Annotated in this window: 1 protein-coding gene; it reads left to right on the forward strand. The window is 73.0% G+C overall.

Features of this window, described 5'->3' with window-relative positions:
• The first annotated feature begins 186 nt into the window (after positions 1 to 186).
• The gene (locus E0500_RS28915) at positions 187 to 16,902 is read left to right on the forward strand and encodes an SDR family NAD(P)-dependent oxidoreductase (RefSeq protein WP_399120273.1); all 16,716 of its coding nucleotides are present in this window, start codon (positions 187 to 189) and stop codon (positions 16,900 to 16,902) included.
• Positions 16,903 to 16,977: the final 75 nt, after the last annotated feature.

Genomic DNA, 16,977 nt, shown 5'->3' on the forward strand with positions numbered 1-16,977 from the left:
CCTCCTGCGCACCGCACAGACCGAGAACCCCGGCCGCATCACCGTCCTCCACCTCGACGGCCGCGTCGACGGCGACCTGCTGCGCCGTGCCCTGACCACGGCCGAGCCCGAAGTACGCGCCGACGCCGGGGGCCTGCGCGTCCCCAGGCTCGTCCGAGCCCCGCGCGCCGCCGAACAGCCGCCTGCCTGGGACGTCTCCGGCACCGTCCTCGTCACCGGCGGAACCGGCGGCCTCGGCGCCCTCGTCGCCCGCCACCTCGTTACCCGGCACGGCGCCCGCGACCTCCTGCTCGTCTCCCGCCGAGGCCCCGACGCGCCCGGCGCCGACGGGCTCACCGCCGACCTCACCGAACTCGGCGCCCGGGTCCGCGTCACCGCCTGCGACATCGGCGACCGCGACGCCCTCGCCCGACTCCTCGACGGCGAGCACCTCACGGCCGTCGTCCACATCGCCGGCACCGTCGACGACGGCGTGGTCGGCGCCCTCACCGCCGAACGCCTCGACACCGTGTTGCGACCCAAGGCCGACGCCGCCTGGCACCTCCACGAACTCGCCCCCGACGTCGGCACGTTCGTCCTGTTCTCCTCCGCCGCCGGCACCCTGGGCGGCGCCGGCCAGGCCAACTACGCCGCCGCCAACGCCTTCCTCGACGCCCTCGCCGCACACCGCCACGCCCTCGGCCTGCCCGCGCTCTCCCTCGCCTGGGGCCCCTGGGACGTCGCGGGCAGCGCCATGACCGGCGACCTCACCGACGTCGACCGGGCGCGCCTCGCCCGCTCCGGTTTCCCCTTCCTCACGCCCGAGGACGGCCTGGCCCTCCTCGACGCCGCCCCCGCCACCGGACACACCACCGTCCTCCCCATCCGGATCGACCTCGCCGCGCTGCGCGCCGGGACGACGTACCCGCGCTCCTCAGCGGCCTGGTCTCCCACCGCCCCACGCCAGGCCGCACGACGCTGCCCACGGCCGCGTCCGCCACGGCTCCCACGGACGGCCTCGCGCGACGGCTCGCCCCGCTCGACCCCGCCGACCGCAGGACCGCGCTCCTCGACCTGGTCCGCGAGCAGGTGGCCGCCGTTCTCGGCCACCAGGACGCCCAACGCGTCGAGCCCAGCCGGGCCTTCCGGGACCTGGGCTTCGACTCCCTGACGGCGGTCGAGCTGCGCAACGCCCTCGGCACGGCGACGGGCCTGCGCCTGCCCGCCACCCTGATCTTCGACCACCCCACACCCCGGGCGCTGGCCGAGCACCTGCTGCCGAACCTGTTCCCGGACACCGCCACGGGAACGACGGCACAGGTAGCGCCATCCACGACGACTCATCCAGACGACCCGGTGGTGGTCGTCGGGATGGCGTGCCGCTACCCAGGTGGCGTCCGGTCGCCGGAGGACTTGTGGCGGCTGGTGTCGGAGGGCGTGGACGCGGTGGGCGAGTTCCCGTCCGACCGTGGCTGGGACCTGGGACGCCTCTACCACCCCGACCCCGAGAACCCGGGCACCTCCTCCACCCGCCAAGGAGGATTCCTGTACGACGCCGGCGACTTCGACGCGGACTTCTTCGGGATGAGTCCGCGGGAGGCGTTGGCGACGGATGCGCAGCAGCGGTTGTTGCTGGAGTCGGTGTGGGAGGCGATCGAGCGGGCGGGTATCGATCCGACCTCGCTGCGCGGCAGCCGGACGGGTGTCTTCGCGGGGGTGATGTACAACGACTACCGGGAGTTGTTGCCGGGGGAGGAGTTCGAGGCTTTCCGGGGCAACGGCAGTGCGCCGAGCATCGCTTCGGGCCGGGTCGCTTATGCGCTGGGCTTCGAGGGGCCTGCTGTGTCCGTGGACACGGCGTGTTCGTCGTCGTTGGTGGCGGTGCATTTGGCTGCGCAGGCGTTGCGTGGTGGTGAGTGTTCGTTGGCGGTGGCCGGTGGTGTGACGGTGATGTCGACGCCGACGACGTTTGTGGAGTTCTCGCGGCAGGGTGGGCTGGCTCCGGATGGCCGGTGCAAGGCGTTCTCGGATGCGGCCGATGGGGTTGGCTGGGCTGAGGGTGTGGGTGTGCTGCTGTTGGAGCGGCAGTCGGATGCGGTGCGGAACGGGCATCGGGTTCTGGCGGTCGTTCGCGGTAGTGCGGTGAACCAGGATGGTGCGTCGAATGGGTTGACGGCGCCGAATGGTCCTTCGCAGCAGCGGGTGATCCGGCAGGCGCTGGCGTCGGGCGGGTTGTCGGCTGCTGAGGTGGATGTAGTCGAGGCGCACGGTACGGGCACGACTCTGGGCGATCCGATCGAGGCGCAGGCGCTTCTCGCCACCTATGGTCAGGATCGTGAACGGCCGCTGCTGTTGGGGTCAGTGAAGTCGAACCTCGGTCACACGCAGGCCGCTGCCGGTGTTGCCGGTGTGATCAAGAGCGTGCTGGCGATGCGGCATGGCGTCGTCCCGCGCACGCTGCACGTGGATGCCCCGTCGTCGCACGTGGACTGGTCGGCGGGTGCGGTGGAGCTGGTGCGGGAGCCGGTTCCGTGGCCGGAGATCGATCGCCCGCGCCGCATCGGCGTGTCCTCCTTCGGCGTGAGCGGAACCAATGCCCACCTGATCCTTGAACAGGGTCCCGTGGAGACGCAGGCCGAGGGCGCCCCGGACCCGTCCGGGATCGTCCCTTGGGTCGTGTCCGGCAAGACGGGGTCAGCGCTCGATGCGCAACTCGATCTTCTGCGCTCGGGTATCGAGGGCTCCGCCCACGACCTCGGCCGTGTACTCGCGACCGGCCGGACCCGGTTCTCGCACCGGGCAGTGTTGCTGGCGTCCGCGGAGGGCGTCACCGAGGTGGCCAGGGGAGTGGCGGACGAGGGGCCGTTGGCGTTCGTGTTCTCGGGGCAGGGCGCTCAACGTCTTGGCATGGGACGGGAGTTGTGTGCACGCTTCCCGGTGTTCGCCCAGGCTCTGGACGAGGTCTTGGCCGAGCTCGATCCGTGTTTGCGTGACGTTATGTGGGGTGATGACGAGCAGGCTCTGAGCCGTACGGAGTTCACTCAGCCCGGGCTGTTCGCCGTCGAGGTGGCGCTGTATCGGTTGGCGGAATCTCTGGGCGTACGGCCGGACTTCGTGGCCGGTCACTCCGTCGGGGAGATCGCCGCCGCCCATGTCGCGGGTGTGCTCTCGCTGCCGGACGCGTGTGCGCTGGTGTCGGCACGCGCCCGGTTGATGCAGGCCCTGCCAGAGGGCGGCCTGATGCTCGCGGTCGAGGCCACGGAAGCCGAAGTCACCCCGCACCTCACCGACGACGTGAGCATCGCAGCGATCAACGGCCCCACGTCCCTGGTGCTCTCCGGCACGGAGGAGGCCGTTCTCGCAGTGGCCGCCACGCTCCCCGGCCGCCGCACCACCCGCCTTCGCGTCTCCCACGCCTTCCACTCCCCGCTCATGGCCCCGATGCTGGACGACTTCCGCGCCGCGATCTCGGACCTCCACTTCACCGAGCCTCACACCTCTCTCGTCTCGACCCTCACCGGCGCTCTCACCACCCCGGACACGACCGACTACTGGGTCCAGCACGTCCGCGGCACAGTCCGCTTCGCCGACGCCGTCCGCACTCTCACCGACCACGGCGTCACGCGCTTCCTGGAACTCGGCCCCGACGGCACCCTGACCGCCCTCATCGAGCAGGTGGCCGCGGACGCGGCCGTCACGGTCTCCGCCCTCCGTAAGAACCGTCCCGAAGAAGAGGCGCTGGCCGTCGCGCTGGGCCGGCTCTTCGTGCAGGGTGCGCCCGTGGACTGGGCGGCGTACTTCGCCGGGACCGGCGCCCGGCTCACCGACGCCCTGCCCACCTACCCCTTCCAGCGCCAGCGCTTCTGGCCGGAGCCCTCCCTGTCGGTGAAGGACGCCACCGCCCTGGGCGTGGAGCCCGTTGGACATCCGCTGCTCGGCGCGGCCGTGCCCCTGGCCGGTTCGGATGGCCTCGTGCTGACCGGTCGGCTGTCGCTCGCCTCGCATCCCTGGCTCGCCGACCACACGGTGCACGGTCGCTCCCTGCTGCCCGGAGCCGCACTGGCCGAACTCGCCCTGCGCGCGGGTGAGGAGTACGCCTGCCGACGCCTCGCCGAACTGACGCTGGGCACGCCACTGGTCACCCCCGACGGGGGTGCCGTACGCCTTCAGGTCACCGTCGGCCCCGTGGGCGCCGACGGGCGTCGGCCGGTGACCGTGCAGTCCCGTCCGGAAGGTGATCCGGAAGCGTCCTGGACCGTCAACGCCTCCGGGCTGCTGGAGGTTGGTGGCGAGGAAGTACCGGAGCCCGACCTGGAGTTGGCGGTGTGGCCGCCGGCCGATGCCGAGCCGGTCGCACTCGACACCTTCTATGCCGACCGGGCGTTGACGGGATTCGGGTACGGGCCTGCCTTCCAGGGGCTGCGTGCCGCCTGGCTGCGTGGTGATGAGGTCTTTGCCGAGGCCGAGCTGCCGGACGGTACGGAGCCGGGTGGCTTCGTGCTGCACCCGGCCCTGTTCGACGCCGCTCTGCAGGGTACTTCGCTGCTGGTGGGGGACGGTGTCGTGCCGTTCTCGTGGGAGGGCGTCGCGCTCCATGCCGAAGGGGTCCCGGCGGTCCGGGCCCGGTTGTCCCTCGTCGCGCCGGACCGTGTCCGGGTGACGCTCGCAGACTCGACGGGACGGCCCGTGGCCGGTGCCGACGCGCTGGCTGTCCGTGCCGTCACGGCGGGGCAGTTGGCTGCGGGGGGCGCGGCCGGACCGCTCTACCGGGTCGAGTGGGTGGTGCCGGCCGCAGATGTGGCCCGAGACCCCGGCACGCTGTGTGTCTCCGGGGACGGTGACGGCACGCACACCGCGGTGATGCGGGAGGCCGGCCTCGTCGTGCGCGAGGACGGCGCGGAGGCGGATGTCCTGGTGCTGCCGACGCCCGTGCCGGAGGTGCGGTCCGCCGTCGCGGATGCCCTGGCGCTGTTGCAGGGAGTCCTGGCTGAGGAGTCCGAGCGCCGCATGGTCCTGGTCACCCGGGACGGTGACGATCCCGCCGGGGCCGCCGTGCGCGGGCTGTTGAGATCGGCCGCCGCCGAGCATCCCGGTCGACTGGCCGTGCTCACCCTCACCGAGCCGGAACCGCTGGCGCTGCGCGGCGCACTCGGGTTGCTCCTGGACGGGGCCGAGCCCGAGGCCGCCGTGCGGGGCGGGGAGGTTCTGGTGCCCCGGCTGGGGCGGTTGCCGGCGCCAGTCGGTGAAGGGCAGTCACCGGCATGGGGCCGGGGCAGTGTCCTGGTCACCGGTGGCACCGGAGGGCTCGGTGCTGCCGTCGCACGGCATCTCGTCGCGCGGCACGGTGTGCGGGATCTGCTACTGGTCTCGCGTCGAGGTCCGGACGCGCCGGGGGCCGCCGATCTCGTCGCCGAACTGTCGGAGGCCGGTGCCCGAGCCGAGGTCGTGGCCTGTGACGTGAGCGACCGTGACGCCTTGGCAGGGCTACTCGTCGGGCGGACCGTCGGTGGTCTGGTGCACACGGCCGGGATCCTCGACGACGGTGTGGTCACCGCGCTGACCGAGGAGCGCGTGGCGGCCGTACTGCGGCCGAAGGTTGACGCAGCCCGCCATCTGCACGAACTCGTCGATGCCGATGTGCCGTTCGTGGTGTTCTCGTCGGCGGCCGGGGTGCTCTCAAGCGCCGGTCAGGGCAACTACGCCGCCGCCAACGCCGCCCTGGACGCGCTGATGCGCGAGCGGCGTGGCGCGGGGCTGCCGGGGCTGTCGCTGGCCTGGGGCCCGTGGGAGGCCGCAGCCGGAATGACTCGGCAGCTCACCGACATCGACCGGGCCCGCATGACACGCACCGGGCTGCTGCCCCTCTCCACAGCGACCGCGCTCGCCCTCTTCGACGCCGCCCTGGCCCACGACGAACCCGTCGTGCTGCCCCTGAGCCTCGACACCCGGGCGCTCGTCGCCGCCGGGCCCGCCGCACCGGCCGTGCTGCGCGGACTCGTCAAAGACAGTGCCCGTGCCCTCGATCGTGATCGCGACCGGCGCCGTACCGCCGCGCCGTCCGCGTCCGGCGATGCCGGGCTCGCCGCGACACTGGGGCCGCTCAGGCCCGAGGAACAGCGGCGCGAGCTGCTCGGCCTGGTGCGCGGGCAGATCGCCCGCGTCCTCGGGCACCGCCGCGCCGACGCCGTGGACCCCCGACGGCCCTTCCGCGAGCTGGGATTCGACTCACTCACGGCCATCGAGCTGCGCAACGGCCTCGCCACCGCCACCGGTCTGCGGCTGTCCGCGACCCTTGTCTTCGACCACCCGACCGCCGCCGACCTCGCCGCGCATCTGCACGAGCGGCTCACCGGCGGCCCGGTCCCGGCCGTGGACGCGGCCGAAGCGGACGCCCGGCGGACCGCCACCGACGACGACCTCGTGGCGATCGTGGGCATGGCCTGCCGTTTCCCCGGCGACGTCGCGTCCCCGGACGACCTGTGGCGGCTGGTGACCGACGGCGTCGACGCGATCGGCGACGTTCCCGCGGAGCGCGGCTGGGAGGAGGCCAGGCGCGGCGGATTCCTCAGCCGCGCGGGCGACTTCGACGCCGACTTCTTCGGGATGAGCCCGCGCGAGGCACTCGCTACGGACGCGCAGCAGCGGCTGCTCCTGGAGGTCTCCTGGCAGGCCGTCGAGGACGCGGGGATCGACCCGGTGACGCTGCGCGGCAGCCGTACCGGAGTCTTCGCCGGCGTCATGTACGGCGACTACGGCACGCTCCTCAGCGACGAGCGGTACGCGGGCCTGCGCGGCGCCGGCAGCGCGCACAGCGTGGCCTCCGGCCGGGTGGCGTACTCCCTCGGCCTGGAAGGACCGGCCGTCACCGTCGACACCGCGTGCTCCTCCTCGCTCGTGGCCCTGCACCTGGCCGCCCAGGCGCTGCGCGGCGGCGAGTGCTCCCTCGCGCTGGCCGGCGGTGTGACCGTGATGGCGACCCCCTCGACCTATGTCGAGTTCGACCGCCAGGGCGGCCTCGCCGCCGACGGCCGCTGCAAGGCGTACTCCGACACGGCCGACGGCGTCGGCTGGGGCGAGGGCGTCGGCCTGGTCGTGCTGGAGCGGCTGTCCGACGCCCGCCGGGGCGGGCACCGTGTGCTGGCGGTCCTGCGCGGCTCCGCCGTCAACCAGGACGGCGCCTCGAACGGCCTCACCGCGCCCAACGGACCCGCTCAACAGCGCGTCATCCGCCAGGCGCTGGCCGCCGCCGGGCTCTCACCGGCCGACGTGGACGCCGTCGAGGGCCACGGCACCGGTACCCGGCTCGGCGACCCCATCGAGGCGCAGGCCCTGCTCGCGACGTACGGACAGGACCGCGCGCACCCGCTGCTGCTGGGCTCGGTGAAGTCCAACATCGGGCACACCCAGGCCGCCGCCGGAGTCGCCGGCGTCATCAAGACGGTGCTGGCCCTGCACCACGGGATCGTGCCGCGCACCCTGCATGCCGACATGCCGTCCACGCACGTGGACTGGGAGTCGGGTGCCGTGCGCCCGGTGCGTGCGGACACCGTGTGGCCGGACACGGACCGGCCGCGCCGGGCCGCCGTCTCCTCCTTCGGCGTCAGCGGCACCAACGCCCACCTCATCCTGGAAGCCGCCCCGCCCCAGCGGCAGGAGCCCGAACGGGAGCCCGCCGCCGTGACACCGGCCGTGGTTCCGTGGGTGATGTCGGCCCGCACCGCCGCCGCCCTGGACGCTCGTACGGCCCGACTCGCGCACCGCGACGACATCCTGGACGTCGGCTTCACCCTGGCGGCCACCGCCGGCACCGCCTTCGCCCACCGAGCCGTGGCCCTCGCAACGAGCACCGGCAGCTCCGTCGAGCTCGCCCGGGGAATCGCCTCCGAACCCGGCCCGACGGGCTTCCTCTTCTCGGGCCAGGGTGCTCAACGTCTGGGCTCGGGAAGCGAGTTGTACGACCGCTTCCCGGTCTTCCGTGCCGCTCTCGACGAGACGCTGGCGCTGCTCGACCCTGGTCTGCGCGACGTGCTGTGGGGCACCGACGAGGCGGCGCTCAACCGGACCGGCGCCGCCCAGCCCGCCCTCTTCGCCGTAGAGGTCGCTTTGTACCGGCTGCTGGAGTCCCTCGGACTGCGCCCCGACGTCGTGGCCGGGCACTCCGTCGGCGAGATCGCCGCCGCGCACGTCGCCGGAGTTCTGACCCTGCCCGACGCATGCCGCCTGGTCACGGCCCGGGCAACCCTGATGGACGCCCTGCCGGAGGGCGGTGTCATGGTCGCCGTCGAGGCCGACGAGGTCGACGTACGGCCCCACCTCGCCGCCGGAGCGTCCCTCGCCGCCGTCAACGGGCCCGCAGCCGTGGTCGTCTCCGGCGACCCGGCCGCCGTCGAGGCCACCCTCGCCGCGCTCCCCGGCCGGCGCACCACCCGCCTTCCGGTCAGCCACGCCTTCCACTCGCCGCACATGGACCCGATGCTGTCGGACTTCCGCGCCGTACTGGACACCCTGGTGTTCCAGGCGCCGAGCCTGCCGGTCGTGTCGACCTTGACCGGAGCGGTCGCAGGGGAGGGCGAGTTGACCGACCCCGGCCACTGGGTACGGCAGGTGCGCGAGACCGTCCGCTTCGGGGACGCCGTCCGCGCCATGGCCGACACCGGGGTACGGACCTACGTGGAGGTCGGCCCCACCGCCGCGCTCTCGGCACTCGTCGAGTCGATTCTGTCCGAGGACGCCGACTCGGACACGGACACGGGCACGGGCACGGGCACGGGGCCGGGCCCCGAGGGCGACCTGGACGCTGTCGCCGTGCCGGTGCTGCGGTCCGGCCGCCCCGAGGAGAGCACGCTGGTCACCGCGCTGGCCCGGGTGTTCACGGCCGGTGTACCCGTCGACTGGCCCGCGCTCTTCGCCGGGACCGGCGCCCTCCGTACGCGGCTGCCCGGCTACCCCTTCCAGCACCGCCACTACTGGCCGGCCGCCGGAGTCCCGCGCGGTGACGTCCGCGGCACCGGACTGACGGCCGTGCACCATCCGCTGCTGGGAGCGGCGGTGCGTCTCGCCGACACCGACGCCGTCCTGTTCTCCGGTCGCGTCTCGACGGCGACCCATCCCTGGACGACGGGGCATCGGGTCGCCGGCCAGGTCGTCCTGCCCGGCACCGCGCTCACCGAACTCGTCGCCCGAGCCGGCGCCGAACTCGGCCACGGACACATCACCGAACTCACACTCGCACAGCCGCTGGTCCTGCCCGACAGCGACGCCCTGACCCTTCAGGTGTCCGTCGCGGAGCCCGACGACACCGGCCTCCGCCCCGTCACCGTCTCCTCCCGGAACGACGGTGACCCCGACGCGTCCTGGCTGCGCCATGCCGTCGGCAGGCTCGCCGCCGACACCGCCGCACCCGGCTTCGAGTCGGGACCCGCAGCGGAGTCGGGATCCGCAGCGGCGGCCGTCTCCTGGCCACCGGCCGACGTGGAGCCGGTCGACCTCGACGCCTTCTACGCCGAACTGGCCCACACGGGCCTCACCTACGGCCCGCCGTTCGGGGCGCTCACCGCCGTCTGGCGGCGCGGCGCCGAGGTATTCGCCGAGGCCGCCCTCCCCGACGACACGGACCTCGACGGCTTCGGCCTGCACCCCGCCCTGTTCGACTCCCTGCTGCACGCCGCCGCCTTCACGGGCGGCACTCCGGGGCTGCCGTTCGCCTGGCGTGACGTGGACCTGCACGGCAGCACGGGCGCACGCGTGCTGCGCGCTCACATCGTCCGCGACACGGACACGGACACGGACACGGACACGGACACGGACACGGACGCGGACGTGGACGCGGATACGAACGCTGTGCGCCTCACGGTCACTGACCCCTCGGGCACACCGGTGGCCGCCGTGGGGTCCCTCGTCACCAGGCCGCCGTCCCCTGCCAGCAGTACGACGGTCCCCAACGCGCTGTTCCGGCGCACCTGGGCGCCGGTGGCGTACTCCGAAGCGTCGCCGACTCCTCGTCTCGCGGTACTCGGCACAGGTTCCGTCCCGGCCTGGGCGCCACAGGACGCCGAGATCCTGCCCGGCCTGGACGACGCCCTCGACGGCACCACGGCGGCACCGGATCTCGTCCTCACCGAGATCACCGCCGGGGAACTGCACACCGCACTCCGCCACACCCTGGAGCTCCTCCACATGTGGCTCACCGCTATGCCGTACGCGACGTCGCGCCTGGTCATCGTGACCGCCGGCGAGGAGTCCCCGGTGCTCGAAGCCGTCCGGGGCCTGATCCGCTCGGCGGCGAACGAACACCCCGGCCGCCTGGCCCTGCTCACCCGCGACGAGAGCGAGTCCCCACTTCCCTCCCCGGCCCGACTCCTCAGCGCCTACGAGACAGACGGCGAGACGGAGGTCGCCGTACGCGGTGCGGACCTGCTCGCACCCCGTCTGACACGCCACGAGCCCGGCACGCCGGACGAGCACGCCCGAGACATCTGGACGGGCCCGGGCAGCGTGCTCATCACGGGTGGCACGGGCGGCATCGGCAGGGCCGTGGCACGCCATCTCGTCACCCGCCACGGTGTCCGAGACCTGCTGCTCGTGTCCCGACGAGGCACGGGCGCCCCCGGGGCCGCCGAACTGCGAACGGAACTCACGGAGTTCGGCGCCCACGTGGAATTCGCCGCCTGCGACGTGGCCGACCGCGACGCACTGGCGGACCTGCTCACCGGCCGCACCATCGGCGCCGTCGTCCACGCGGCCGGCGTCCTCGACGACGGCGTCCTCACCGCTCTCACCCCCGAACGGCTCTCCGCGGTTCTCCATCCCAAGGCCGACGCCGCCCGACACCTGCACGCACTCCTCCCGGACGTCCGGGCGTTCGTCCTGCTCTCCTCGGCAGCCGGCACCTTCGGAGGTACGGGCCAGGCCAACTACGCCGCCGCCAACGCCTACCTGGACGGCCTCGCCGCACACCGCCGTGCCCTCGGCCTGCCCGCCACCTCCCTCGCCTACGGGCCGTGGGCGATGACCGACGGTATGACCGGTGAACTCGACCACTCCGACCGTGAACGCCTCGCACGCTCCGGCTTCCGCCCCCTCACGGTCGAGGAGGGCCTGGCCCTGTTCGACGCGGCAACGACCGGTACGGACCCGGTCCTTCTGCCTCTACGGCTCGACCACACGGCGCCGCGGCGGCGTGCCGACGTCCCACCGTTGCTCCGCGGCCTGTTCCGGAGCCGTACGACCCCTGCCGGCGCAGGTGACCTTGCCCGCCGCCTCGCCGGGAAGACGATGGAGGAACAGCGGGCCCTGCTCCTCGACGTGGTGCGCGCCCGCGCCGCAGCCGTACTCGGTCACGACGACGTCGGCTCCGGCTCCATTGAGCCCCGACGCCCCTTCCGAGACCTGGGCTTCGACTCCCTGACCGCGGTGGAACTGCGCAACGCACTCGCCGCGGCGACGGGGCTTCGCCTGCCCGCCACCCTGGTCTTCGACCACCCGTCGGCCGAGAAACTGGCCTCCCACCTGCGTGAGCAGCTGACAGACCCCGAGTCGGCGCCCGAGGTGGCGTCGGCCGCTATGCCCCTCGCTGACGATCCGGTGGTGATTGTGGGCATGGCCTGCCGTTACCCCGGTGGCGTGGAGTCGCCGGAGGACCTGTGGCGGCTGGTGTCTGAAGGTGTGGACGCGGTGGGGGAGTTCCCGTCCGACCGTGGCTGGGACCTGGAGCGCCTCTACCACCCCGACCCCGAGAACCCGGGCACCTCCTCCACCCGCCAAGGAGGATTCCTGTACGACGCCGGCGACTTCGACGCGGACTTCTTCGGGATGAGTCCGCGGGAGGCGTTGGCGACGGATGCGCAGCAGCGGTTGTTGCTGGAGTCGGTGTGGGAGGCGATCGAGCGGGCGGGTATCGATCCGTCGTCGTTGCGGGGCAGCCGGACGGGTGTCTTCGCGGGGGTGATGTACAACGACTACCGGGAGTTGTTGCCGGGGGAGGAGTTCGAGGCTTTCCGGGGCAACGGCAGTGCGCCGAGCATCGCTTCGGGCCGGGTCGCTTATGCGCTGGGCCTTGAGGGTCCGACGGTGACGATCGATACGGCGTGTTCGTCGTCGTTGGTGGCTCTGCATTTGGCTGCTCAGGCGTTGCGTGGTGGTGAGTGTTCGTTGGCGGTGGCCGGTGGTGTGACGGTCATGTCGACGCCGACGACGTTCGTGGAGTTCTCCCGACAGGGTGGACTCTCAGCCGATGGAAGGTGCAAGGCGTTCTCCGACTCCGCTGACGGTGTCGGCTGGGCTGAGGGTGTGGGTGTGCTGCTGCTGGAGCGGCAGTCGGATGCGGTACGGAACGGGCATCGGGTCCTGGCGGTCGTCCGCGGCAGTGCCGTCAATCAGGACGGTGCTTCCAATGGGCTGACCGCACCGAACGGCCCGTCCCAGCAGCGGGTGATCCGGCAGGCGCTGGCGTCCGCGGGGCTGAGCGCTGGGGACGTCGATGTCGTGGAGGCCCATGGCACCGGCACCACGCTTGGCGATCCGATCGAGGCGCAGGCGCTTCTCGCCACCTATGGTCAGGATCGTGAACGGCCCCTGCTGCTGGGGTCGGTGAAATCCAACCTCGGTCACACCCAGGCTGCTGCCGGTGTTGCCGGTGTGATCAAGAGCGTGCTGGCGATGCGGCATGGCGTCGTCCCGCGCACGCTGCACGTGGATGCCCCGTCGTCGCATGTGGACTGGTCGGCGGGTGCGGTGGAGCTGGTGCGGGAACCGGTTCTTTGGTCGGACAGTGACCGCCCCCGCAGGGCCGCCGTCTCCTCCTTCGGCCTCAGCGGCACCAACGCCCACGTCATCCTCGAAGCCGGCCCTGGACAAGAGCCCGCCGGCGACGACAGCGAGCGCACAGCCCCCCTGGTCGTCACGGCACGTTCGGAAGCGGCACTGGACGCGCGAATACGGCAACTCCAGCCGTGCGAGCCGTCGGTCCACGTCGGTTTCACGGCGGCGACCGGCCGGGCTTCCTTCGCTCGCCGCGCGGTGCTGCTGGCGTCCGCGGAAGGGGTGACGGAGGTGGCCAGGGGAGTGGCGGCCGAGGGCCCGACGGCATTCGTGTTCTCCGGCCAGGGCGCCCAACGCCTCGGCATGGGCCGGGAACTGTACGACCGCTTCCCGGTGTTCGCCCAGGCCCTCGACGAGACCCTGACCGAACTGGACCCGCGCCTACGCGACGTCATCTGGGGCGACGACGAAACCGACCTGAGCCGTACGGAGTTCACTCAGCCCGGGCTGTTCGCCGTCGAGGTGGCGCTGTATCGGTTGGCGGAATCCCTGGGCGTACGGCCGGACTTCGTGGCCGGTCACTCCGTCGGGGAGATCGCCGCCGCCCATGTCGCGAGTGTGCTCTCGCTGCCGGACGCGTGTGCGCTGGTGTCGGCACGCGCCCGGTTGATGCAGGCCCTGCCCGAGGGCGGCCTGATGCTCGCGGTCGAGGCCACGGAAGCCGAAGTCACCCCGCACCTCACCGACGACGTGAGCATCGCAGCGATCAACGGCCCCACGTCCCTGGTGCTCTCCGGCGTGGAAGAGGCCGTTCTCGCAGTAGCCCGCGCCCTGCCCGGCCGCCGCACCACCCGCCTTCGCGTCTCCCACGCCTTCCACTCCCCGCTCATGGCCCCGATGCTGGACGACTTCCGCGCCGCGATCTCCGGTCTCCGCTTCGCCGAGCCCCACATCCCTGTTGTCTCGACCCTCACCGGCGCCCTCACCACCCCGGACACGACCGACTACTGGGTCCAGCACGTCCGCGGCACAGTCCGCTTCGCCGACGCCATCCGCACCCTCACCGACCACGGCGTCACGCGCTTCCTGGAACTCGGCCCCGACGGCACCCTGACCGCCCTCATCGAGCAGGTGGCCGCGGACGCGTCCGTCACGGTCCCCACCCTCCGTAAGAACCGTCCCGAAGAAGAGGCGCTGGCCGTCGCGCTGGGCCGGCTCTTCGTGCAGGGTGCGCCAGTCGACTGGGCGGAGTACTTCGCCGGGACCGGTGCCCGGCTCACCGACGCCCTGCCCACCTACCCCTTCCAGCGCCAGCGCTTCTGGCCGGAGCCCCGTACCGGCCTGGGCAGCGGTGACGTGCGTTCCGTCGGTCTCGTGCCGGCCGGGCATCCCGTGCTGGGTGCGGCGATGGTGCTCGCGGACGGCGGCGGCGCGGTGTTCACCGGCCTCCTGTCGTCGCAGGCGCAGCCCTGGCTCGCCGACCACACCGTGCTCGGCCGCACCTTGGTGCCCGGTGCGGCCCTGGTCGAGCTGGTGATCCGGGCCGGTGACGAAGTCGGCGCCGGGCGTATCGAGGAACTGACGACGGTCGCCCCGCTCGTACTGCCCGACGACGGCGCACCCGTCGGACTGCAGGTACGGATCGGCGGCGCCGACGATGACGGGCGGCGCACCTTCGCGCTGCACGGACGCCCCGAGCGCGGCACCGATGGCTCCTGGACGGTGTACGCGCACGGCATGCTCACCCACGCTCCTGCCGAGGGGGCGGTTCCGGGCACGGACGCGTGGCCTCCGAAGGGCGCTGAGAGCATTGAACTCGCCGCGCACTACGACACGTTGGCAGACGCCGGTTTCAACTACGGGCCGTCCTTCCGCGCACTGCGCCAAGCCTGGCGGCGGGGCGACGAGGTGTTCGCGGAGGTGTCCTTGGACGCGGACACGGGCGTGAACGTGGACGCCGACACGGAGACGGCCACGAACACCGACGGATACGGCGTCCACCCGGCCCTCCTCGACGCCGTACTGCACGCGGCCGGCTTCACGGGCGCGGGCGGCGACGACGGCACGGCGCTCCCCTTCTCGTGGGAGGACGTGGCCCTCTTCGCGTCGGGTGCCAGGACCGTGCGCGCCCGGCTGGAGCGGACGGGGGAGCGCACCGTGCGTATCGCGGTCGCCGACACCGAGGGCGGGGCCGTCCTCAGCGTCGGCGGGCTGACCGTACGGCCCGTCGACGCCGACCAGATGGCTGGTGCCGGGTCGGCCGCCGCTCCGGACGCGCTGCTGCGGACGGCGTGGACTCCGGTCGGCGAGTACGCTGCCGACGCGCCCGCCGAGATCGCCGTACTCGGAGAGCTGCCCGCGGATCTCGCCGGGGAACTGGCCGCGTCCGGCGTCAAGGCGGTGGCGTACGACGAACTCGCCGCCGTAGCCACGCAGCACAGCCTGGTGCTCGCTCCGGTACGGGAGACCGGCGCCGATCCGGCCGACTCCGCCCATGCCCACGCGTGTGCGGCGTTGTCCCTCGCCCAGAGCTGGCCGGCCGACGAACGCCTCGCCGGGGCACGGCTCGTCGTCCTGACACGCGGGGCCACCACCGGGGCGGAGCCGGGTGCCGCCGCGGCATGGGGGCTGCTGCGGTCGGCGCAGAGCGAGCATCCCGGTCGGATCAGCCTGCTCGACGTGCCCGGGAATCCGTCCGGCCTGGCCCGTGCGTTGAATGTCATGGAGCCGGAAGTGGCCGTGGTGGACGGCGAGGTGCTGGTGCCACGGCTGGAGCGCGTGCCCCTCGACGTCAGCGATGGCCGGTCGGACGTCGGCCCCCACTTCGCCGACGGGGGGGCCGTACTCGTCACCGGCGGCACCGGAGGCCTCGGTGCTCTCCTCGCCCGCCATCTCGTCGCCCGGCACGGCGTGCGCGACCTGCTTCTGCTGTCCCGGCGCGGGGCCGACGCGCCCGGCGCCGCGGATCTCGTCGCGGAACTCACCGGGCAGGGCGCCCGCGTCGAGGCTGTGGCCTGCGATGTCGCGGACCGGGACGCCCTCGGCGCCGCCCTCGTCGGGCACCACGTCGGCCATGTCGTGCACGCGGCCGGCGTACTCGACGACGCCACCGCCATGCAGCTGACGCCCGAGCGCGTCGCCGCCGTCCTGCGGCCCAAGGCCGACGCCGCCCGGCATCTGCACGAACTGCTGCCGGACGTACGCTCGTTCATGGTGTTCTCCTCCGCGGCCGGCACTTTCGGCAACGCCGGTCAGGGTGCGTACGCCGCGGCCAACGCCTTCCTCGACGCCCTCGTACGGCACCGTCACCGCGCCGGTCTACCGGGCCGGTCCCTGGCCTGGGGGCCCTGGCAGCAGTCGGACGGCATGGCCGGCGCGCTGAGCGCACGTGACGTCGAGCGGATGCGTGCGGCCGGGTTCCCGCCGCTGCGCACCGACGAGGGCCTGGCGCTCTTCGACCGGGCGGCCTCCGCCGCCGACCCCGTCCTGCTGCCGGTACGGATCGACGTGGCCGCGCTGCGCGCCCGCGACGACGTACCCGCGCTCCTGCACGGCCTCGTCCCGGTACGCCGGTCGGCGGCCCGGTCCACCGACCCGGGACTCGTCGCACGGCTCGCGACGCTGGACGAGGCCGAAGGACACGCGGCCGTAATGGAGTTGGTGCGGGAGCAGGCCGCCCGCGTCCTCGGCCACCGGCCCGGCGGCACGACCGAGGTGGGAGCGGCCCGGGCCTTCCGTGACCTCGGATTCGACTCGCTGATGTCGGTGGAGCTGCGCAACGCGCTGAGCACCGTCACCGGTCTGCGGCTGCCCGCCACGCTGGCCCTGGACCACCCGACGCCGGAGGCGGTCGCCGGGCACCTGTACACGCTGCTCGCACCCGAGACCGAGCGGACCGGGGCCGACGGCCTGCTGGCCGCCCTGGAACGCGTCGAGCAGATGATCGCGGCACTGCCGGAGCCGGCCGCCGACGGCGCCGCGCACCGGCAGATCGCGGGACGGCTCGACGTCCTGCGTACACGCTGGTCGGCGCTCGCCACGGCGGCGACCGCCGCACTGGACGTGGACGTGAACGACCCCGAGAAGGCGGCGGAGTTCGACATGGGCAACCTGTCGGACGACGAGATGTTCGCCTTCCTCGACGACGAACTCGGCGATGGGTGACCGAGGGGTGGAGAGCTTCCACTGATGTCCCAAGCCGCGCCCCGCCTAGCGTGGGCGAACCGGTACACGAACGGC

Source organism: Streptomyces sp. KM273126 (assembly GCF_004337435.2).
Taxonomy (GTDB): Bacteria; Actinomycetota; Actinomycetes; order Streptomycetales; family Streptomycetaceae; genus Streptomyces; species Streptomyces acidicola.